The following is a 25,053-nucleotide window of genomic DNA, read 5'->3' as shown; positions in this document are numbered from 1 at the left end:
AAATATAGGGAGAGGGTTATGAAAAAAATAAATGTTAAAGATTCAATAGGACATATCCTTTCACATGATATTACAGAAATAATACCTGGAAAATTTAAAGGCAGAGCTTTTAAAAAGGGAGATATCATAAGAGAGATAGATATTGAAAAACTTTTAAAACTAGGTAAAGAACACATCTATATATTTGAAATGAAAGATGATGAGATGCATGAAAATGAAGCGGCTATTATCTTGGGAGAGATTGGTTGTGGAGAAAATATCTATTTAAGTGAAGAAATTAAAGAAGGTAAGATAGAGTTCTATGCACAGGCTGACGGATTACTCAAAGTAAACAAAGAAAAACTCTTAGAACTAAATATGCTGGGCCAAGTATCATTTGCTACATTATCTGAAAATATCCCAGTAAAAAAAGGGGAAAAGGTGGGAGGAGCTAGAATTATTCCACTTATCATAAAAAAAGAAAAAATGGAGAAAGCTAAAACTCTTATAAATCAAAAACTTATAAATGTTAAACCTTTTAAAAAAATGAAGGCAGGAATTGTAACAACAGGAAGTGAGGTTTACCATGGGAGAATCATAGATAAATTTGGACCTGTAGTTGAAGATAAAATAAAAGAATATGGTTGTGATGTTATTGGTCAGATAATAGTTTCAGATGATAAAGAGATGATAAAGAATGCTATTAGAAAACACCTAGATAATGGTGCTGAAATGGTTATTTGTACCGGCGGGATGTCTGTGGATCCAGATGATCTAACACCTGCTTCTATAATAGAACTAGGAGGAGAATTAGTGAGTTATGGATCCCCTGTTCTTCCAGGTTCCATGTTTCTACTTTCATATTTAGATGAAATCCCAATCATGGGTCTTCCTGGCTGTGTGATGTATTGTAAAAAAACGGTATTTGATCTAGTATTACCTAGGGTTCTAAGCGGAGAAAAATTGAATATGGAAGACATTATGAGATATGGTCAAGGGGGGCTGTGTCAAAGTTGTGAAGTATGCAGATACCCAAATTGCAGTTTTGGAAAATAAGAGATAAGTCAACAACTTTAGTCTGTATAAATAGGCTTAAAGATAAAAATAAATAAAAAGGCGGGAAGATAATATGGAAATCAAAAGATATGAAACTAAGAAAAGAATGAGTAGGGCAGTGGTACACAATAATACAGTATATCTGTGCGGACAAGTGGCCAAAGATTCTACTAAAGGAATGAAGGAACAAACAATCACAACACTTGAAAAAATAGATGAATTACTAGCCAGCGTAGGAACAAACAAAGATAAGATATTATCTGCTACTATCTACGTTAAGGATATGTCATTATTTCAAGATATGAATGAAATCTGGGATAAATGGGTAAATGAAGGGTTTACTCCAGCCAGAGCATGTGTAGAAGCTAAAATGGCAAGAGAAGAGTTACTTGTAGAAGTTTCAGTTGTAGCAGCAGTATAAGATTGGAAGAAGGGATTTTACATCTCTTCTTCTTTTTTATTATATTAGAAATTATAAAAGCAAATCTAGTTAGAGATTTGCAATAAAGTAGTATTTAAAGTTAAAAGCTGTGTTTTAAGCACTGGATTATTAGAAAAACTGCATAAAAAAAAGACTTAAAAATTAAGTTAAGGTGATATATTTAATTTTTGAAATCTAAGGGGATACAGATCACTATATTTTTTATGATGAGATGATGTTAACTTTGGTTTAGAAAAATAATTAGAACAAGTTAAAGGGTTTCTTCCATAAAGTGTTTTTAAAGAGAAATTTAAATTTTTCTTTGAGATTACTTTTAATGTTACGGGTATAAAATCCATATTTTCCATTGCTTTAAAACCTCTAGGTTTAATATGAAGAATAAGGCTTCCAATAAATTTAAATAGTAAAAGAATTAGAAATATTTTTTCTTAAGTAACTACATCGATATATCAAGATGTAACTTCATTGTTCACAAATTTAATAATTCGATATTCAGCAATAACAGCTCTCATAAGATAACATCCAATATATTGAAGAGATTTAAGGTCGGTATTAAGAGGTTCACCTTCAATATTAAAAATAAATAAATTTTATAGCATATAAAGTGTTGTAAAGCAATCACTGTTGGGAGGGATTGAAATATTTTAATTATGATAAACTAGATTAGTTGAACTGTTAATTTATAAAAGAACAAGGAGGCTATTATGGGGAATTATATAATTATGATTTCAGTACTTATTGCAGGCTGGTACTTATTTTTACAAGCCCATAAAGATTTAGATGAATTTTATGGGCACGTAAAAGCAAAAAAGATGATTAAATTAATTGGGAGAAGAAAAACTCGTAAAGTATACATGTTAATCGGAATTTATTTGGTGCTAACATCACTATATATGTTTTTATTTCAAATACTTCTATCAGAATGAAAAGGTGATACGTTAAGAGGAAAAAAAGGAGCAGCAGAGGCTTTAGGAATAAGCGTTGCTGCTCTATATCGTAAAATAAAAAACAAGGCATATATATTTTTTTTATAAAAAATAATTATACTATATCTATTATTATAATAAAGAGTTGTAGGAGGAAAATTAAATGAAAAATGTCGGTTTAGTTTGCGAAGGCGGCGGGCTAAGAGGGATATATACCGCAGGAGTTTTAGATTATTTTATAGATCAGGATTTATATTTTTCATCTCTTGTAGGCGTTTCAGCGGGGGCATTATTTCCAGCAGCTTATATCTCTAAACAAAAAAAGCGTTCTTTGATGATAAAAAAAAGATATATGAACGACAAAAGATATATGAGTTTGAAAAACCTTATTATAAAAGGAAATTTATTTGATCCTGATTTTGCTCATTTTAAGATGGCTAAAGAATTAATACCACTGGATTATTCAACTTTTAAAAATTCAAAAATAGATTTTAAAATAGGAGCATTCAATTGTTTAACTGGGAAAACAGATTTTTTTTCTAAGGATAATTTATCAAGTTTTGATGAAATTATTACTGCACTTATAGCGTCGACCAGTCTACCCTTTTTATCAAAGAAAGTAAATATAAACAACCAAATTTATTTAGATGGAGGCATAGCAGATCCTATACCAATTAATGAATCAGTTAAAATTGGAAATAAAAAACATCTTATAATACTAACTCAAGGTAAAGGTTATATAAAAAAGACACTTAAATGCAAACCTTTAATAAATCTTTTTTATTCTAAACATCCAAGAGTAGCAAAAGCACTTATAAATCGTCATAAAATTTATAACGAAACTATGGAAACTATAGAAAAATTTGAAAATACAGGTGAAGCATACATTCTTAGACCTAGTAAAAATATTGAGGTGAAACGGTTAGAAAAAAATATTTCAAAGATAGAAGAATTATACAAATTAGGTTATGAAGATGCTAAAAATAATTCTAACGAAATACTTTCGTGGTTAAAAACTTAATTTTTGTCTGAAATCTTTGTTATAATACTTTATATTAAATTTATTTTAGGAGGTACATCATGAAAAATATAGATTTTGACTATCTATCTAAACTTTTTGTCGATTATGGTCTTAAGCTTCTATACGCTGTCATAATATGGATTATAGGGAAGTTTGTTATTAGTAAATTAATGTTATTAGTTGATAAAAAAATGGAGATTACTAAAACAGAGATAACTTTGAGAAAATTCTTACATTCTATTGTTAACACACTTTTATATACTTTTTTATTCATTGTAATAATTTCAACTTTAGGTATCCAAACGGCTTCATTTGTAGCAGTATTAGGTGCGGCTTCTTTAGCTATTGGTTTTGCCCTACAAGGAAGTTTAGCTAACTTCGCAGGAGGAGTATTAATTATCCTGTTTAAGCCTTACAAAATCGGTGATTTTATAGAAGCCAATGGAGTTAGCGGGATCGTAGTAGAAATTCAAATTTTTGCTACTCTTTTAAATACATTAGATAATAAGAGAATCGTTATCCCTAATGGGAAATTATCCAATGAAACCCTTATGAACTACTCTAAAAACTCAACAAGGAGGGTAGATATTACCTTTGGTGTAGGATATAATGACGATCTGGATAAAGCAAAAGCAGTACTAGTTGAAATAGCAAAATCCCAGGAAAAAATATTAAAAAGTTCAGATATTTTCGTAGAAATAATAGAGTATGCTGATTCATCGATAAATATTGTATATCGTGTTTGGTGTAACACACCTGATTATTGGGATGTTTATTTCCAGTCTATGAAAATGGCAAAGGTTGAATTTGATAAAGCAGGAATTTCCATCCCATATCCGCAAATGGATATTCATATGGATAAGTAAAAAAATATAAGAATAAATAAAAAATCAGGAGAAATACTCCTGATTTTTTATTTATTTTTTAAGGAAAGAATGACTATAACTTTTATGACTATATATCCTAATTTTTAATAAAATATCAAAATAATTCTTAAAAAAAATTAATTTTTTACTATTAATATGTTATTATAAATGAAAAATTAATTTAAAGGAGCTAAGTATGGACGATAAAGAGAAGTTTTTATTTTATAATTTATTAACAAATAAAGAAAAAGAAAGTTTGAAAATAAAAAACTATGAAAAAGGAGAGGTTTTAACTTATTTTGAAAATGTACATAAATTTTACTTTATTCTAGATGGGGAAGTTAGAATTTTTAAAAATCTTGATAAGATGTTACTAGCATCTGTTTCAATATTAACAGAAGGATACTTAGTTGGGTTATTAAGGTTTCTAACAGGAAAAGGAACAAATGATGAAGCAGTAGTCTTAAGTGAGACTTTAAAAGTGGTTGAAATAGAATATGATGTAGTTAAAAGATTAAAAAATGAGAGTATTGAATTCAATAGTTATTTAATCAATTTAGTTGTAAAACGTAGTATGGAAACTGTAAATGTTTTAACAATAAAAAATTTTTCTGGGATTAAAGGAATAATTGCTTATAATCTAATAAAATATTCGAAAGATGGTTACTTATATATTGAAAACTATGATGTGATCATTAAATATTTAAATATTAGTCATAATGGTTTTTATAGTACATTGAATAAGCTTGTTAAAGATAAATTAATAGAAAAATCAAAAAATAGTATAAAAATTTTGGATTTTCAAGGTCTTAAAGATATTTACACAGATTTCTTATATCAATGACTATTTAATTTTCGATAGCCTAAATAGCTTTGTGTTTTTCTAGGATCTCTTATATTAATAACTGAGGTTGTTCTATTAAAGCAATTATTCTAAAAATTTAATAAGTAGGATAAGTATTGCCTTGGTTGTATTATTATAATAAAGACGGTATTCATTGGGGCAGCTAGAGCATAAGAAAATTTTTTAGAAGGTCGAGATATTTTATGGAAATAATTGAGTATGCGGATTCAATATTAAACACTGTATACAGTGTTTGATGCAGTATTTTTTATTATTGGGATGTATATTTTCAATCTATGAAAATGGTAAAAGTTGAATTTTAGAAACTTCTAGTTTCAAAATCAAATCTATAAATGGATATTTATATGAATAATAAAAAATTATTAAAATTAAAGGAGCAAACTATGGACGAAAAAGAAAATTTTTTATTTTACAATTTATTAACAGACGAAGAAAAAGAAAGTTTAAAATTAAAAGTTTATGAAAAAGGCGAAATTTTAGTTTCTTTTGAAAATATACAAAAATATTATTTCATTCTAGATGGCAAAGTAAAACTTTTTAAAAATTTAGACAGATTAAAATTAATGGGGGTTTCAATATTATCTAAGGGATACATATTGGGGATATTGGTATTTTTAACAGGGGAAAGATCACCTGGTGACGCTATAGCTGCAACGGATATTGTAAAAGTGATAGAAATCGACCCTAATATAATTAAAAGATTAAAAGAAGAAAGTCTTGAATTTAATAGCTATTTACTTGATTTAGCTGTAAAACGTGGGATGGAAACTGTAGAGGCTTTAACAGTAAAAAATTTTTCTGGGATTAAAGGAATAATTGCTTACTATTTAATTAGATGTTCTGAAAATGGATATTTATACATAGAAAATTATGATGAAGTTATTGACTATTTAAATATTAGTCATAATGGTTTTTACAGTACGTTAAATAAGCTTGTTAAAGATAAATTAATAGAAAAATCAAAAAATAGTATAAAAATTTTAGATGCTCAAAAGCTTAAAGAACTTTATATGGATTTTTTAAATTAATAAAAATATATTTAAATAATTTATTGCAGTAGAAACATTTCAAAGATTTAGATACGCTCTGAATTATCTTATTTTCCTATTTTAACTGCAAATAAAAAAGCTTTCAGAATATAATTTTCTGAAAGCTTTTTTATTAATTATTTATCTCAATTATAAGATTTTTGGAAACTGGAAAGAATACCTCTATTCTGTGATGTTCTATTTTTTTTACACCCTTTACAAATTTTATTATAAGGGACTCCGCAAGAGTCTATCTCTGTTTCAAACACTCTTTTACATTTTAAACATTTTGTTTTTTTCTTTAATTTATTTTCCATAAATATCTCCCTTCATAAATTATCAAAATATACACTTAAGTGATCTTTATTTTTATATTTATAGATTATAATAAAATTTATTTCAAATATAACGACCTATAGTGATTGATTTTTTTATTAAAATGTGTAAGGTCATTTTGTTTGTTAAAAATGAGTATAAAAATATAAAAACTTTAATTATATCATAAATTTTAAAAAAAATAAATTTCAACGGTGAGTTTTAATTTTATTTTGATTTGTTATAATTATTTCCTAATAGAATATTAATTTATTTTAATTTTTCTAATAGGTACAATTTTAATGTTAAAACAATTATAAGGAGGAAAAAATGAAAAAAATATCAATTTTATTAGCAGCTTTAGTTATTACTGGAGTTTCTTATGGGGCACAACTAGAACTAAAAGGTGGATTTGAACCTTGGAGAGAAGGAAATAATTCATCTTCAAGTTTTGATCAAGGTGGAAGTTTAGGAGCAGAACTATTATTTAATGCAGAAAATAGCCCATTTGATTATGGTATAGGAATGGAGTGGAAATCTGAATTTTCTGGAGGAGAAAATAATGTATTAGCTGAAACAAAAAGTAATGCATTTCCTGTGTATTTAACTGGTAAATATGGAATAGGAGCAGATTTATTTTATTTAGTAGGGAGAGCTGGATGGGCTATGTACGATACTTCTGAATCTATTGATGGATTTTATGGAGCTGTAGGAGTTGGAAAACAATTTGGTCACATTACTGTAGAAGCACTTTATGAATCTATGGATTTAAGTGGAAGTTCTCATATGTATTCAGGTGATAGAGCTAACCTGGCATCAATCAAATTTGGTTATAAATTCGGCGAAAATAAGAGAGATGTAATCTCAAGAGAAAAAGAAGAGGCATTAAAAGCAGAGTATGAAAAACAACAAGCTGAGGAAACTGCTAAAATAGCTGCAGAAAATAAAACAAAGGAAGAAGCGGCTGCTTTAGAGACTGAAAATATTGCTAAAGAAAATGAAAGAACCGAAATCCTAAAAAAATATAATAACGTGATTGTTGCCGATGGTTATTCTATGGATAAAAACAAACCTATGAATGTCAATCAAGAATTTTTAGAAAATATTGCTAGTGATTTATCCGAAGAGTCTGGGACTCTTACAGTTAGGGCTTATACAGATAATACAGGATCAGAAGCAGCTAATTTAAGAATTTCTAAAAAAAGAGCAGATAAAGCTGCTGAAGCAATAAGAGAAGGAATCAATAATGAAAATATTGAAGTTATATCAGAAGGATTAGGAGAAACTAATTTTTTAACTGATAACTCTACTCTCAATAAAAGAAAAACTAATAGAAGAATAGAAGTTAATTTTATAGCTAAATAGTATAGGAGGAACAATGAAAAAAATAATATTAATAGTTTTATCTATTTTAACATTAGTAAGTTGTAATTCCAATTTAGATAAAGAAAAAAAATCAAGTATAAATATAACTGCAACTTACCGTGAGAGGATAGCGTTATTACCTGGAGCCAAAGTTATAGCAATACTAGAAGATGTTTCTAAAGCAGATGCACCTAGTATTGAAATAGCAAAACAAGAGATACCGGCAGGGAATTTACCTTATAAACTAACAATTGATTTTCCTGAAAAAGATATTATTCAAAACCATAGATACAACGTAAGAGTTAAGATTATGAAAGACGAAAAGTTACTTTTTACATCGACAGATTCATATGATCCTTTTAAAGAAGATGAAAAGGTAATTATATTGAAAAAAACAAAATAAATCATCAAATTTAAAACATAACGGAGGTAACAATGAAAACACTAATTGCTTATTCAAGTAAAACAGGAAACACCAAGAAGGTCGCGGAGTCTATTTTAAAGGCTTTTCCTAAAGGAGAAATTAGTGACATCAAAGATATAGATAATCTTGATTATGATCTTATTATTGTCGGGACATGGATTGATAAGGGGACCGCAGATGCAAAGGCTCTTAAATTCATAGAAACTATAAAAGAGAAAAAAATAGCTTATTTCTTTACATTGGGTGCTTATCCAAATTCTGATCATGCAAATGACTGCATAAAAAATATAGATAAATTGTTCCTGGATAATAAAAATACCCTCATTGGAAACTTCCACTGCCAGGGTGCAATTGATCCTAAATTAATTTCCTGGATGTCAGAGCTTCCGGCTGAAAATCCACTCTCAGCTAGCAAAGGGAATGTCCAAAGATGGAAAGAAGCTGCTAAACATCCAGATGAAAAAGATTTTGAAAATGCTTATAACTACTTTAAAATGTTAGTATAGTTTTTAAAGTTTAAAATCAATAAAATATCACTTAAAATTATTAAAAATACTATGATATATAATATTTAGGAATTTATACCTTAGTGTTTTAGTTGATGCAGTTTGTTTTTCAAATAGGAAGTTTTAGATAGATTACTAATTTAAATTATAACCCATGGAGTAGGATACTAAATAAAAGTATTTATTCCGTGGGTTTTTGATAAAGATTTAATACTACGAGTGTAAACAAAGTTAAAGTACATTGGGAAGTGCATTCTAAAAAATATTTAATTTATATCAGTATAGCGATAGGAAGAAAAGGAAAACAAAAATATAATTATAACATATAAATCATCAAAAAACAATCTCTATAGGTAGGGATAGAAAATAGAAAAATTGTTATTATAAATAAGATTAAATTACAAAATAAGGAGAGGATTTTTATTTATTTCAAAAATTATAATGGATTGAGGGGCGAAAGAAAAAAAACACTGTAAACTAATAAGTATTAAAAGTTGAAATTATGAAAGATAAAGAAAAATTTCCATTTTATAACTTATTAACCGTTGAAGAAAGGAAAAATTTTAAAGTAAAAATTTATAAAAAAAATGAAATTATAACTTTGATTGAAGAAGAAGAAAAATTTTATTTTATATTAGAAGGAGAAGCTAGATTTTTTAAAAATTTAGAAAAAATAAGGTTGGCTTCGGCTTCTATTCTTTCAGAAGGTTATATTATAGGAATAATGAAGTTTTTGAATGGAGTAGGGGCGGGAGATGCAGTAGTTACAACAAACACTTTAAAAGCTATAAAATTAGATGTTAACATGGTTAAAAGGTTGTTAGAGGAAAGTGTAAAGTTTAGTAATTATATTCTAAATATAACTTCTAAACGGTGGGTAGAAACTGTAGAAGTAATGACTATAAGGAGTTTTTCAGGGAACAAAGGAATTATAGCTTATTATTTAATAAAAAAGTCAAAAGAGGGATATATATATATTGAAAATTATAATGAAGTAATAAAAGGCTTAAACATCAGTGGGAATGGATTTTATTCTACTATAAATAAATTTTTAAAGGACGGCATAATTGAAAAATCTAAAAATAGCATAAAAATATTAAATTACGAAAGATTAAAGGAATTTTATATAGATTATTTACATTGATAGGCTTTTAGAATAAATTAAATGGATCTCTCAATCAAATATATTTTAAACTCATTGGCAAACCAAGGGAAATCTTGTGACGCAAAACTATAGGGCCTCTAAAATGGCAGCCAGTTACAGATCTTTTTTAGATCTGTATTTTTTTGAGATTTTGAACTGAATAAAGTTAGAAAGAGTTAAGTAAGAAGGGAAATATAATATATATTTTAAATTTATTTAGGAGGGAAATAGAAGTGAAAAGAAAGTTGCTTAAAATTATGTTATTTTTAATAACAACAGCGTATGCTTTAGGGGCAATAACTATAAATAAAGACGCAAGTATATCAGAATATATACCTGGAGAAGTTTTCACCTATACTATAAGGATAGAAAATAATGATTTTGTAGAAGTAAGAAATTTAACAGTAAATGATGATATGAGTAGTTTACCTCTTATAGAAAAATCTGTGTCTGTAGATGAAGGAATAGGCAGTAGCAGTAAAACTTATAGTTTTAATAATAAAAAATTTAATGCTTCAGATGTTACTGTGGGAGCAAATAGTTATATAGAATATACTTTGGAGGTTGAATTAGACATTGATGCTAATGGAGATATTACTAATATTTCTAAAGTCATGGGTGCAGGAATTTCTGAAAGTTCTAATGTAGTTGTAAAAGAATTAGATCAAGGTGCTGCCATTGGTTTAAGTAAAACTTCTCCAACAACTGAATATGACAATGGGGAGAAAATAGAATATAAGATTAAATTAACTAATAGCAGTAATAAAACAGTTAAAGATATTAAAATTTTAGATGATCTGTCTAGTTTGGGGTTTAGTAATGTAGATCTTGTAGTGTCTACCAGTGGTATAGGAACAGATTCAAAAGTTTCAGATGGTAACCTACCGAGTATGGAACTAGATATTCCAGATGCAATAATAGGACCAAATGGAAGCATAGTCTATACCCTTACTGGTACAGTTAATAATACTCAATCTTACCCTATTGTAAATAAAGCTAAAGCTACAATAGCTGGAACAGATAAAGTAGCTACAGTCACTCATACAAGGATACTTTATGATTATAGTATTTTTAAAAGTGTCAATAAATCAAAGTACACCTTAGGGGAACCGCTTATATATACTTTAAGACTAGAAAATAATAAAACAAACAAGGTAAAAGGTTTAGATATTACAGATCTTTTATCTACTATTGTAGCTAATACAACAGCAGGAAGTGATGGATTAGCCTTTGATATGTCTAATACTACCGTTAGTGCCAACGTAAGTTCAGGTTCTCACTCTGGTCTATCTAGTAACCCACTTAATGGAGATTTAGTAGCTACTTCAGCTGAGTTAGCTCCTAATGGATGGGTAGAGTATACTATTTCTGCTAAAATTAATAATAATATTATAGGAGAAATAAGAAATACAGCTACGATTATTGAAACTACTAGAGATAACAACACTAAAACTAGTAATGAAGTTGTTGTTGATCCTGGAAAAGCTAATATAGTAGTAACAAAAAAAGTAGATAAAACCAAGGATTACCTTCCAGAGGATAGTTTGACCTATACTATAAAAATAGAAAATAATGGTGGAGGATATGGAGAGGAATATATAGTCGAAGACCTTTTAAGCGAGGTTAAAACTTTACTAGCTAATGAAAATACAAATTATTTTGATTCTACTGACATTACTAGTGGAAATCCCTTTGGAATAGGAATTATTGAGCTTATATACATTGGAGATAATAGTAGCTCTAAAAACTATACTCTTGGTTCCCAACAAAGTAATAAAGATTTAACTGATAGGGTTTATATTGCACCTGGGGAATATTTGAAATATAAAATAATAATTCCGACTAATCCTAGTGCCATAGGAGATATAAATAATGAAGTAGTAGTAACTTCACCTAGTGGAGATAGTGATTTTCCTAAGACTGCTAATGCTATTACTACACCTAAGAAATTAGGAGAGGAAAGTGGAGTAGAAATCACTAAAAAAATTGATCCTATATCTCAAAAAGAATATAGACCTGGTGATGAAATAACTTATGATATTCTTGTGACAAATACTGATACAGCTCATTTCATCAATAATTTTAATCTGAAGGATACTATAACTAATATAGAAACGGATCTTTTAGATATTAATATTAATAGCCCTACCTATGGTCAAACTATTAGAGGCTCTGCCTTTGAAAGTTGGACACTTACAACAGTTGATCCTACTAGTTCAATTAATGGAACTAAACCAGGAACAGATATTGTAACAGATGCAGACATTAATATTAATTTAGATATTGCACCTGGTGAATCTATAAAATATCAATTAAAAGCTAAAATAAAAGAAAATGCAGTTGGAAAGATAGTTGATAATAATATCAATGGAGATAATGTTATTGAAAATGACGAAGGTGTGGTGATGTCTTCTCTTGAATTAGGAATTGTAAAAACTGTAAATAAAACAAATTATAGTCCCAATGAAGAGATGACCTATGAAGTTATTATTGAAAATACAGGAAATGGGTATGCTCAGAATATAGAAGTAGTAGATTTATTATCAGAAATTGTTTCTGATACAGGGGTAAAGGCTTATTCTAGTTGGGAGGTTACTTCAAAATTAGAAGGACTTTCCCCTGGAAGACCAGCTAGTGGGCATTCAGGAATTATAAGTGAACCATTGATGTCTCCTAATAATATAGATCCAGATAACCCTTATATGAAAACAGCACAAATAGGCCCCAATACAAAATTAACATATACAATTAAAGCCGTTATAAATTGTGAAGCTACTGGGAGAATACAAAATAAAGCAACGATAAATGGGTTATTAGTTGCTGATAAGGGTATTGTATCTAATCCATCGAATTTGACGGCTACAAAAACAGTGGATGTTAGAAATTATGCTTCTATTGATGGAAATGATATTTTAACATATACAATTACTTTAAATAATGTAAATGGTGGATATATAGAGCAAGTAGATATAAGAGATGATCTAACTAACATTGAAGTTGAATTGTTAAACGGAAATAAAATTACAGATATTTTCTCATCATATACTTTGGAAATTATCGACAGTGGAGGATGCAGCAGTACTAGTCCTTCTCCTAAAGGAGCTAAAGTATTTGATGGGATCTTAGATGAAACAACTAGTTTAAGTGGAAACCAAACAATTAAATATATTATTAAAGCTACCTTGAAAAAAGATTATCCAATAGATCATATACCCTATGGAGCAATAAAAAACACAGGAACTGTAACTCCTAAAAATGGTTCGACTATAAATATTGATGCTATAACCTTACCTAGGCAACCTAATTTAGCCATAGTAAAATCTACAACAAATCTTAAATTTTTTCCTGGTCAAATAGTTAATTATGATATTCGTGTAGATAATAATGGGAATGGATATGCTAATGATGCTCATGTCACTGATGTTTTTAATAATACCCAATTTGAATATTGGACTATAACAACTAAAACAGATGGAGATAAAGGAACAAGTGGATATAGAGGAAGTAATGCTGATGTTAATAATCGTATTCCAAGTGGTCAAAACACTCAAAATATTGATGTATTAACAGATATAAAACCTGGTGGATTTGTAGAATATCATATAGAAGCATTAGTGAAATCGACGGTTTTACCTAGCGAAATGATCTCAAATCTTGCTAATGTACACGACACTCAAAGTGGGAACGACTATTCTTCTTCTGTTGAGTTAGATGGTACAAACGATGGTCTATATATTACTAAAGTTGCTGATAAATTTAATTATATTCCAGGAGAACCTCTTGGTTATACTATAACAATTTTTAATACTACAAATGATCCAATAGATTTTAAAGCTTCAGGTTATACAGTTAGCGATAAATTTAGTGATATTAAAGTGGATTTAGCTAATGATGGGGTGAATCCCTATGTAGATATTTTTGCTGGAGATCCTTTTGACGAGATTAATTGGACAGGGGAAAATGGGACCGAAGGTAGTGGAGATATCAACGATCAACCAACGATTCCTGCAAATGGGAGCTATCAATACGATGTCAAAACACGAATTAGTAATCGTGTTTTACATGGAAAAATGGAAAATAAAGTTTTTCTAATCGATAACAACAACGATAAATTTGCAAAAGCTTCTGTAGAACTTAATGGAGGCGGAGATTATGGGGAATTGACTAGAACGGTTGATAAACAAGAATATATTCCTGGCCAAAACTTAACTTATACTATAGTAGTTCAAGGTGGTGCAAATGGATATGCAAATAATATAGACCTCTTGGAAGAAATTAGTAAAATTGAAGTTAAATTGATGGATGGTACTAGTGGACCTGTATTTGGAGATATAAATGGTATAGCCCCTAAATATACCTGGACATTAGATGTTGGTGCTACAAATTCGGGAACAAGTAATCCTTCTAAACCAGCTGATAATACAGATATAATTAATGAAATTCTAGATGTAGCTCCAGGAGATATGATTACCTATACTGTTACAGGTAGAATAAGACCCGATGCAAATGGAGACATAAGTTATAAAGGGCTCGTAACCAAGCAACACAGATATAATTTAGATATAAAAAAAACAACTGATATAGCAGCATATACACCTGGTGAAAATATGTCATTTATAATTGATATAGAAAATAATAGTAATGGAAATGCAGGGCAGATACCTATAAGAGATATTATATCTGATATTAAAGTTCCCCTTTCTGATGGAACTATTGGAGATGCTTTTGACCCATTGGCTTGGACTATTACAAGAGAAAAGTCAGGTGACTATATTGATTATGTAGATTTTGGGAGTACTCCAGATAATACAGATATCATAACTAAATTTGATTTGCCTATAAATACTAAAATAAAATATAAGATTACAGCTAAAGTTAACCCAAAAGCTATTGGGAACATTCTTAATACAGCATTTATTGATGGAGATCAAGTAGGAACTGGGATAGGAACTGCTAGACCAGGATTAGAAATTAGTAAAGAAATTAATAAATATTATGACAGAGATGGGAAGACTGAAATAACAGGAGGTTATAAGCCTGGAGGATATATTGAGTATTTATTAACTCTAAAAAATCAAGGAGATGGGGTTATAAATAATATTCCTTTAGGAGATCTCGTAAGTAAAATTAAAACAGACAGGATAGATGGAACAAACCTTAAAGCTTTTTCCAGATGGGATATTACAGAATCCCATACTGGAGGCTCTGTAACAGTTCCAGGACAGGGAGTCAATTACCCTATAAAAAATCAAGATTTACTTGAAACACCTGGAGATGGAGTTCATATGATAATAGACATAGCTTCTAAAAGTGAAATAATCTTTAAGATAAAAGCTAAAGTTGATGAAAGAGCCATAGGTGAGATAGAAAATATTGCAACTAGTGAAACCTCATCGAAGAAAAGTGGTATATCTAAGATGAAGGAGCAAGATATAACGATTAATAAAAAAGTTCTTGAAATAAACGGTACTGATAAGGATTTTGATAAGATAACTTATAAGCCGGGAGACGAAGTTAAGTATGTTATAAGGGTAGAGAATAAAGGAGACGGTATTTCCATAGGAAAAACTCCAAGTTTTAAAGATTTCTTAGAAGATGTAGTTGTTGAAACGCCTGGTGAACCTCATTTAAGCAAGCAAGCGTTTTCTAGTTGGAATGTTACTGCTAGTAAAAGAAATAGCCAAAGTATTACCATAGGAGACGGCAGTAACTACAATGATGGTAGGGATAATGTTACTACTTTAGGTGATTTTAAACCTATAAGCAATTTGAATATTAAAAATAATAATATATTTTTAGCACCTGGAGGTTGGATTGAATATGTAGTTACTGCGATAATTAGAGATGATGCTATGACCTCTATTACTAATAAGGGAACATATTTATCAAAGGAAAAAACTATTCATGATACTGCTGTATTAAGACCTTTAGCTCCTAAAATGGAAGTAGAGAAAAAAATTGTTTCTGTAGATGGGATTCCATGGACAACTGGGATGCATTATAAACCTGGAGGAGAAGTTATTTATGAGATTAAAGCTACTAATACAGGAGAATCTTTTGGGAATAATATTTTAGTAGTAGATACCTTAAGTTCTATAAGAAGTGATATTTCAGGAAACACTACAGATACAGCATTTGAATCTTGGGAAATTACAGAAGATAGTAAAACTAATGATCTTACATTTATTCACTCCTATGATAAAACAAAAGATCTTAATGTTAAAGTAGATATAGCACCTAATGATACTATAACATTTAATATTAAAGCAAAAATAAGAGATAACTTAATCGGGACTATACCTGGGAATTCTGTTGCTGTTAAAGATGGAACTATTGATTTAGATGAAGATACAACAGATGTAATTACTCCCAACCCTCCTAAACTTACTTATCATAAAGAGATTAGTAATGACGGAATTACTTATGGTACTGGTTATGTATATTATATTCCTTCAAATAGTCTTTATTATAAAATAATATTAGAAAATAAGGGGCTAGGATATGGTGTAAAGGTAAACACAAAAGATATTCTAAAAAACGTTATAGATGGTAAGGGTAATTCTGCATTTAGTAGTGTAAGCACTACAATCAAAATTACGGATAAAGCTGGTAACGAAACTTATAGTACTACAGATAACAAAACTGTTGTTTCAAATTTCCAAAATAATATCAATGGATTTGATACTAGTATAGATATAGAACCTGGAGCAAAGGTGGAGTTTTTTGTAAATGCAAAGGTGAGTAAGAAAGCTTTAGGGGAAATAAAAAACAAAGCGACTATAGATGGTACAAATACAAAGGAAGTAATAGCATATTTAGCTGAATCGACTATTGAATCTACTAAAACAGGAAGTGACTATTATGGGCCAGGGAATCCTGTATCATATACTCTAACAGTTGAAAATACAGGGGCCTCAACAGCTCAGGATATTATTTTAAATGAGCTTATAAGCGAGATAAAGGTTGAAACTATAGGAGGAACAGAAAAGCCTGCATTTAAACCTGGATGGAGTATTTCAACAGTTCTTGATGATAGAGATGGAAATAGTGACATTTCACAGATACCATCAAATGGAGATATAAAATATAGACCAATAACTTTAGGTACAGGAGATAAAGTGACCATCTCCATTGATGCGACCGTTATAGATGATGCTATAGGGGATATAAGCAATACATTTACAACAGATTATTATGATACTGTAGTGTCTAAAGAATGGGATATCCTCCACTCAGATGGGGATATAATTGTGGTTAAGACTCCAGTTGTAGATAGGATTAGTATAACAAGGGATAGTAATTATACACCTGGAATGGAAAAAACTTTCTTAATAGAAGTAAAAAATATTGGGGAAGGATTCGCTCTAGGAGTAGATATTTCAGATAAACTTATGGAGATAAAAACCTTAGGAGGAGGAAATTTTCCAGGCGATTCAACCCATGAAGTAGATGCTTTTAGAGAAAATAGTGGGACTATTCCTTTAGAAGTGAAGTATAGATCTAAAAATGGTTCTTTAGATACACGACCTATTGGAACTCCAAATGAAACACTTGGATTTGAAGGGAAAGTAAATATTGCACCAGGAGATACTTTCCAAATATGGATTACTAGTAAATTAAATAAAGAAGCTATGAAAGAAATAACTACAAATGTAGTTGTTAAATTTGATCCTAGTATTACTAAGGTTGTAAAAGCTATTAAAGAGTTAATTGCATCAGCTAAAATTTCTTCTGTAAAAGATGATGTGAAAATAAAAAAAGAGATAAGTTCAGATGGGACTAGTTATGGTATTAATAAAATTATTTATTCTCCAGGAGATACTATTTATTACCGAATTATTGCTGATAATAGTACAGGATCAGGGTGGATTGATGACGTTGAAATATTAGATGAAATAAAAGAAATTAAAGCAGATATTTCAGGTGGTGGACAAGGTCCAGCATTTGATCCTGCTACAATTAAGATAACTAATATTAATACAGGAACACCAAACTATAGTAAAATAGATGTTTTGGATAAAAATTTAAAAGGAATTTTTGATCTAGGACCTGGACAAACTATGACCTTTGATGTAGAAGCTACTATTAATAATAATATTATAGGTGAAATAGACAATATGGCAACATTCACAAAAAAAAGTACAGGGTATGATACTAATGTAGTAACTGCTATTTCAAAAGATGTTGACTTAAAAAACCTAATTATAACAAAGGAAGAAAGTATAGGTGGTAGCAATTATAGTGATGCTCCAATGCAATATAAATCTGGAGGAGAAAGTTACTATAAAATAACTGTAGAAAATAAAAATACTTCTTTTATACACAACTTGAAAGTCCAAGATATTGTAGGTGATATTATGGTGGATAGCTCAGGTATTCCTAACTATGTTAAGGCATTTAATTCGATTTCGGTAAAACCAACAATAAATGCCCCAAGTAAAGTAGTAGGAACACCTGATTATACAAATGGGATAGATGTAACTATAGATTTGGCTCCTAATGATAAAGTTGAGTTTATTGTTACTTCTACTATTATAGATACTGCTATAGGAGAGATTAAAAATACTGCGACTGCTAGTTATAATAGTGGGGCTCAAACAAAGGATTCTAATGAAGTGATCTTTGAGCCGACACCTGCTGAAATCACTATAGAAAAGACCACAACTACACCTTTAGCTATACCTGGAAAAAATATAGAATATGAAGTCCTTATAAAAAATAAAGGTGGTTTAGCTAATGACCTTAAGTTTATAGATGATCTTTCATCTATTGAAGGGTTATTATCAGATACTAACCTTAGAGGACATGTATTTGAGAGTATTAGTGCTAGTGTAATTAGTGCAACAGGTGCTACACCTAAAATACCAGTGTTAGATACAACTGGAAATGAGGTTAATAGTACATTTGATTTAAAGGCAGATGGAGAGGTAAAAATTAAGATCATAGGAAAACTAAAAGATACTATGGTTTATGGTATAAATGCTGATCCCACTGATAGAACTATTATCAACACCGCAACTTTTGAATTTACTAAAAACTATGATGAACTTCCTACAATAGGTGAATCTAAAGTATCAGTACCTGTGGCTAACGCAGATATGAAGATAGATAAAATTGCCATAGTTGATCCTAATTTAGGAGGGTATATTCCAGGAGATGAAGTTGAATTTAAAATTAAGGTTACTAATGATGGAAATGGAATAGGAGATAAATTCCATATTTCAGATGAATTAGACAAGGTTATGGTAGATGCTATAGGTGGAATTAAAAAATTAGCATTTAGTAATTGGACTATTAGTATAGAAAATGAAGGAAACTCACCAATAACCTCTATTCCGACTTTTGATTCAGCTAAAAATTTAGATATAGATATAGATGTTGCACCAGAAGATGAAGTTGAATTTAAAATTATAGCCACTGTTATCCCTGAAGCATTTGGAGAGCTAACAAATAGTGCTACAGGTAGTTATGACCAAGATAAGTATAATGACGGAACTAAAGCTTCAGATATTAGTGACTCAGATAGTTTCCAACCATCTAGATCGGAAGTACATATTGAAAAAATAGTAGATAAAATTACTTTTGCACCAGGGGAAGAGATTACATACACTATTAAAGTATGGAATGTTGGACCAGGGCCAGCTCATAAAGTTAAGTTTGAGGATATACTTCCTCAGGCACTTACAACTAGTGGAAATGGTGATGCATTTGATCCTGCTACAAGTAAGGTTATTAAAGTAGAATTATTTAATAATGCCAGCGAAAACAAACCACTTAGTAATATTGGAAATGCTTTTACTTCGGAACTAGAATTACCTAGAGATGGATATGCAATCTATACTATTGCAAGTAATGTTTCTTTAGACGTAGTTGGTAAGATAGATAACATTGCGGAATTTAGTTATACCGATAATGATGGAACTGATAAAGAGGGGACGGCTAATGCTGAATCTAACCCAGCTAATGCAAAACTTAATATCATTAAAACTGTTGATACAAGTGAATTTGTTGCAGGGAAAGATCTAACTTATGTAGTAACAATATCAAATACAGGCTTAGGAATTGCAAATGATGTTAAAGTTATAGATTTAATTTTGGATATTGAAAATGAATCTATAAGTGGAAACTCTATTAAAGCTTTTGACAGTGTAGTTATTACAGACAATAGTGGCTCTTTAAACCCTGTAAGTAACATAGAATCATATGACCCTAATAAAAATTTAGATACTCTAGTTGATATTGCTCCTAATGATAGCATTATATTTACTTTAGTAGGTACTACTAATAAAATTATAGGAGAAGATATAACAAATAGAGCTGATTATACCTTTACTAACAATGATGGAAATAAAAATACTGCATTTGCAGAAGTAAGCTCCAAAATAAAACTTAATGAAGGTATATTACAACTAAGTAAACGTGCGTTAAAAAAGGATGTTGAGAAAGGTCAAGTAGTAGAATACGAGATTATAGTTAATAACCCTACAGACGTTTATTTTACTAATGTAGCTGTAGAAGATAAAACACCTGCGGGATTTACTTATGTGAAGGATACAACTGAGATTATTTTAAGTACAGATGGAAAATTTGGTAATAATGATGATCGAGATGTTTCAGATGAACCAATTATAGGAAATACATTAGGCTTTACAGCTGTAAATATAGCTCCTAAAGAAAATCTTCGTATAAGGTATCTACTGCGTGCTAGTATTGGAACCACTTTTGGTAAATATGTAAATACTGCACATGCTGTATCTGGTGGGAAGGTTGTATCAAACTATGACTCAGCAGATGTAGAAGTTATTCCAGATGCATTGTTTGATACGGCAACTATTATAGGAAAAGTATTTGAAGATATAAATGGAGATGGATATCAAGCAGATGCAACTGCTAAAAGAATTAAATTAATAAGCTCAATAGATCCTACAAACTATATTCCAAATACTACAACTTTAACTATTGGCGATAAAACAACAAAAATTAAAGATAAAAGCTCACCTTTAGTTAGAGGTATCACTATAGGAAAACTTCGTGGTGTTTCTAGAAATAGAAAAATAAAAGAGCCTAATAAAGCTATTATAAGATATGAAACAATAACTTCTACATGGGAACCTCTAAAGGTTACTAGTAAAGATGGAACAACTATTCTTATAGATAGTAATGGGAAGGCAAAAGCTTCTCATAAAGGCGATTTAAAAGAAGGACTGGCTAGAGAAAACCTAAAAATCACAAGAAATATATATGCACAAAAGGGATCACCAAATTATCTCCAAGAGATTGTGGTGGAAAACTTTGGTATTTATGAGGATGGAATCCCTGGGATAAGGTTAATTACTTTAGGAGGAGTAGTTATAACTACTGATGAATTTGGTCGTTACCATGTACCGGATGAGTGGGTTACTAAAAAAACAGGTTCAAATTTTCTAGTAAAAGTTGATAGAGATAGTCTGCCTCAAGGGATGAGAGTTATTAGTGAAAATCCTAGAGTAAAGAGAATAACTCCTAATGGACTTAATAAATTTAACTTTAGTATTCAAAGGGAATTGGATGATTTTAATATCAAAGATGCAAATAAAGTCAGAAAGGTAAGGGGTAAAGAAAATGGCTAATACAAAAAAAATAATAATACTAATAACTTCATTACTTTCTGTAGCAGCTTTAGGTGTAGAAATTCCTACGAACGAAGTAGAAAATTTAGAGTTAATAAGAAGTGAAGAGATGGAAATAGATAATAAAATGGGCGTGCAGACAGATAACACTAGAGTTTATCTAAATGAAGGGGCTATATGGGCAACTAGAGATATAAATACAATTGAACCTGATATGAAAATAACAGTAAACAATGAAGCAGTAGTAGAAAGTGGAAATCTTAAACAAGAAATGAATTTTAGTGTGAAAACTAACTATGGGTACTATGTAAAAAAGTGGGAATTAGCTATCTATCGTGGTGATGATATTAATCTTATGGCACCAATAAAAACAATTACAGGCGATGAACTACATAATAATATGGATATAAAGTGGGATGGGATAGCTGAAGACTATGACCTAAAGGGAGGAAGACAACTCCTCTTTAGGTTAGTATCATGGGATGCTGAAGGAAATATGGATATTACCACTACAGGAGTAGTAGATCTAGTAAAAAAAGAAACAGATTTTACCATGGAAGATTTTGGAGAATTAGAAGATGACAAAAGAACATTTGGACAAGCAAAACTAATGCGTCATAATATTCCCGTGAATTCGGGAATGGTTAGATTTCATGGAACTAACCTAGTAGGAGTTGACAAAGTTATTATTGGACAAGAAGAATATACTATCGAAAAAGAAACGCTTTTTGCTGAAGAGTATCTTCCTACCGATAGATACTTTATTCCTGTAGAAGTAGTCTATGATAATGAAGAAACTCAAGAGTATGAAATTTATGTTGAAATTCCGGAAAAATATTTTGTTCAGACTGGATTAGCAGATATGTATATCGGTAAAAATTATGTCACTTCAAATAAAGAAGTTCTTAGTGTAGACTCTGAATATGATGGAGATATTTATAACCGTGGAAGGTTAGCATATTTTGGAATGGGAAAATTTAGTGATAAATTAAGAGTAACTGCACAGATGGATACCCGTGAAAATAATATAAAAGACCTGTTTAAAGATATATACAAAAGTGATAGCTATAATATTTTTGAAAGGGTAGATGATGACGATAGATATTACCCCACTTATGGTGATGAATCGACTATTCGTCGTGAAGTAAATACTCAAGGAAAACTATATCTTAGTGTAGATTATGATAAATCAAGATATTTATGGGGGAACTATAATACTGGTTTAACAGCTACAGAATTTAGTCAATATAACAGGAGTTTATATGGTGCTAAGGCTGACTATAGAACACGTAAGACTACTAGCTATGGAGAAGATAAATTAAATTTAGTTGGATTTGTCTCTGAACCAAATTTACTTTCTTCCCATGATGAATTTTTAGGAACAGGTGGAAGTTTATATTTTCTAAAACATGGAGATATAGCTGCTGGTAGTGACAAAGTAGCAATAAAATTAGTTAATAAAACTACTAAAGTTACTGAGGATATAATCTATATCCAAGAAGGGAAAGACTATGAAATAGATAATTATCAAGGACGTATTATCTTAACTAGACCACTATCGGATATTTCTTCTGATTCTTTTGGATCTATTATAAAAGATAATCCTAGAGATGGCTATGAAAATTATTTAGTTGTAGATTATGAATATATTCCAGATGACTCTGATTCCATGGATAACCTGACATTTGGAGGACGTGGAAAAGGATGGGTCAATGATCATATTGGAATAGGTGGTACCTATGTTAATGAAGAAAAAGATGCTCAAGATTACCAAATGATGGGAACAGATCTTACTTTAAGAGCTACTGAAGGAACATATTTAACAGCTGAATATAGTAAGTCAGAGGGAACTCAAGTTGATAGTAATTTTGTATCTTTTGATGGAGGATTAAATTTCAAAGAAATATCAAATTCTAATGGCAAAGATAAAGATGGAGAAGCATTTAGAGTAGCAGGAGTATTTAGTTTTTATGATCTAAGCCCAGAACTATTTAGTCCATATGGAAATGATATTAAAGTTTGGTACCAAAACAAGGATGCAGAGTATTCATATGCTTCTAAAGATGATAATCTTTCTTGGGAGAGCTATGGTACAGAAATTAGGTATCGTCCTAATAATAACTTGCAATTTAAATCGCGTTATCTTTCTACAATAGAAAGAGATATAAATGAAAAAAAAGTTACAGATACTGAAGAGCTTCAAATCCAAGGAGAGTATGCTGTTACTGATAAATTAAAGGTAGGAGCAGAGGCCAAACATGTTCAAGAATTGGAAAATGATAAATTGGGTAAAGGTAATCTTGTAGGTGGAATGGTTGAGTATGAATTTACAGAGGATACGAAGCTATATGTAAAAGCTCAAACAACTGTAAGCTCTAATGATGATTATAGTGATAATGATCTATATACTATTGGAGGAGAAACAGAAATCAACGATAAACTAAAGTTAACTGGAGAATATAGCACTGGTGATCGTGGATATTCAGCAGATGCTACAGCTGATTATAGTTTATATGACGACTACGATATTTACTTAGGATATGTATTAGAAGAGATGGAAGATTCTGATAAAAATAACGTAACCTTTGGGCAAAGAGCTAGCCTTACTGAGAAAGTGGACATTTATCAAGAAAATCAATTTGTGGATGAAAATAACGGTAAGGGAAGAACAGATTCCTATGGAATAGATTATGAATATATTGAAGATTATAAAATAGGAGCAGCTTTGCAAACAGGGGAGTTAAAAAAAGATAATGAAGAAGATGTTCGTAGAAGAGCTATTAGCTTATATCAAAGTGCTGAAATCTCAAAATTAACTCTAAAGAATAAGGTTGAATTTAGACAAGATAAGGGAGATGAAAAGGTAAACCAATGGGTAACTACCAATAGCTTTAAATATAAGTGGACTAATGAATATACAATTGTAGGAAAATTAAATTATTCTAGGACAGATAATAAAACTACATCTAAAAAGGAAGCGGAATTTACAGAAGGTAATTTGGGACTAGCTTATAGGCCTATATACAACGATAAATTGAATTTTCTTACTAGATATACCTATTTACAAGATCAAGAAAAGGAAAGTGATCGTGATATAGATTATTCCGATGAAAATAGTCACATTTTTGAATTTGAAACAATTTATTCATATAATGCTAGATGGGATTTAGGACTGAAATTAGCAGGAAAGGATAAAAGTGAAATAATTGAGAGGGCCTCTGGAAATAATATTAAGATGAGAACACAGATCTATCTAGTAGGGATGAAATCAACTTATCATATTATTAAAAATTGGGATATATTTTCTGAATATCATTGGAAATTTGATCAATATGAAAATGCTTTAGAGCAAGGTGCACTTATAAGCGTCAATAGACATTTGGGAAACAACCTTAAAGTTGGATTAGGTTATAATTTTTCTAGTTTTGAAGATGATCTTCGTTATGATGACTATGATGCAAACGGTTGGTTTATTAATATTGTGGGTAAATTTTAAAAAGGTGGTTA

13 protein-coding genes and 1 riboswitch are annotated in these 25,053 nt (G+C 29.9%); all 13 genes read left to right on the top strand.

Annotated elements, in window-relative coordinates; genetic code table 11:
* Positions 1–18: 18 nt before the first annotated feature.
* The 13 genes from K337_RS0115195 (at position 19) to K337_RS0115125 (ending at position 25,042) form a co-directional block, all read left to right on the top strand.
* The gene (locus K337_RS0115195; RefSeq protein ID WP_028857350.1) at positions 19–1,035 is read left to right on the top strand and encodes a molybdopterin-binding protein; all 1,017 of its coding nucleotides are present in this window, start codon (positions 19–21) and stop codon (positions 1,033–1,035) included.
* 73 nt (positions 1,036–1,108) lie between these two features.
* Complete coding sequence (locus K337_RS0115190; RefSeq protein WP_028857349.1) at positions 1,109–1,456, top strand: RidA family protein; 348 nt, start codon at positions 1,109–1,111, stop codon at positions 1,454–1,456.
* Between the two features lie 725 nt (positions 1,457–2,181).
* Entirely contained in the window at positions 2,182–2,403 is a 222-nt protein-coding gene (locus K337_RS0115180; RefSeq protein WP_028857347.1) for a hypothetical protein, read from the top strand.
* A 163-nt stretch (positions 2,404–2,566) separates the two neighbouring features.
* Positions 2,567–3,424 carry a patatin-like phospholipase family protein gene (locus K337_RS0115175; protein WP_028857346.1) on the top strand — a complete coding sequence of 286 codons (858 nt, stop codon included), beginning with the start codon at positions 2,567–2,569 and terminating at the stop codon, positions 3,422–3,424.
* Positions 3,425–3,483: 59 nt separating this feature from the next.
* Positions 3,484–4,290 carry a mechanosensitive ion channel family protein gene (locus K337_RS0115170; RefSeq protein WP_028857345.1) on the top strand — a complete coding sequence of 269 codons (807 nt, stop codon included), beginning with the start codon at positions 3,484–3,486 and terminating at the stop codon, positions 4,288–4,290.
* 196 nt (positions 4,291–4,486) lie between these two features.
* Positions 4,487–5,134: a Crp/Fnr family transcriptional regulator gene (locus tag K337_RS0115165; protein WP_028857344.1), complete on the top strand. Its 648-nt coding sequence runs from the start codon at positions 4,487–4,489 to the stop codon at positions 5,132–5,134.
* Between the two features lie 404 nt (positions 5,135–5,538).
* Positions 5,539–6,183 (top strand): Crp/Fnr family transcriptional regulator, encoded by a 645-nt coding sequence (locus K337_RS0115160; RefSeq protein WP_169712895.1) that lies wholly within the window; start codon positions 5,539–5,541, stop codon positions 6,181–6,183.
* A gap of 645 nt (positions 6,184–6,828) precedes the next feature.
* Positions 6,829–7,863, top strand: a complete 1,035-nt coding sequence (locus tag K337_RS19405; RefSeq protein ID WP_028857342.1) for an OmpA family protein — start codon at positions 6,829–6,831, stop codon at positions 7,861–7,863.
* Positions 7,864–7,876: 13 nt separating this feature from the next.
* Positions 7,877–8,266, top strand: a complete 390-nt coding sequence (locus K337_RS18750; RefSeq protein WP_051251827.1) for a YbaY family lipoprotein — start codon at positions 7,877–7,879, stop codon at positions 8,264–8,266.
* 32 nt (positions 8,267–8,298) lie between these two features.
* On the top strand, positions 8,299–8,793 hold the full coding sequence (locus K337_RS0115140) for a flavodoxin family protein (protein ID WP_028857341.1): 495 nt from the start codon (positions 8,299–8,301) through the stop codon (positions 8,791–8,793).
* A gap of 502 nt (positions 8,794–9,295) precedes the next feature.
* Positions 9,296–9,937 carry a Crp/Fnr family transcriptional regulator gene (locus tag K337_RS0115135; RefSeq protein ID WP_028857340.1) on the top strand — a complete coding sequence of 214 codons (642 nt, stop codon included), beginning with the start codon at positions 9,296–9,298 and terminating at the stop codon, positions 9,935–9,937.
* Positions 9,938–9,983: 46 nt separating this feature from the next.
* A riboswitch (cyclic di-GMP riboswitch) is annotated at positions 9,984–10,059 on the top strand.
* 111 nt (positions 10,060–10,170) lie between these two features.
* On the top strand, positions 10,171–21,546 hold the full coding sequence (locus K337_RS0115130) for a DUF11 domain-containing protein (protein WP_028857339.1): 11,376 nt from the start codon (positions 10,171–10,173) through the stop codon (positions 21,544–21,546).
* A complete protein-coding gene (locus K337_RS0115125; protein ID WP_037029991.1) occupies positions 21,539–25,042 on the top strand; it encodes a hypothetical protein in 3,504 nt (1,167 codons plus the stop codon). The genes K337_RS0115130 and K337_RS0115125 overlap by 8 nt, the downstream gene beginning before the upstream one ends.
* Positions 25,043–25,053 lie beyond the last annotated feature (11 nt).

It is taken from the genome of Psychrilyobacter atlanticus DSM 19335 (genome assembly GCF_000426625.1).
GTDB classification, from domain to species: domain Bacteria; phylum Fusobacteriota; class Fusobacteriia; order Fusobacteriales; family Fusobacteriaceae; genus Psychrilyobacter; species Psychrilyobacter atlanticus.
The sequence above is the reverse complement of the archived record's forward strand: the minus strand, read 5'-3'. Positions and strand labels throughout refer to the sequence as shown.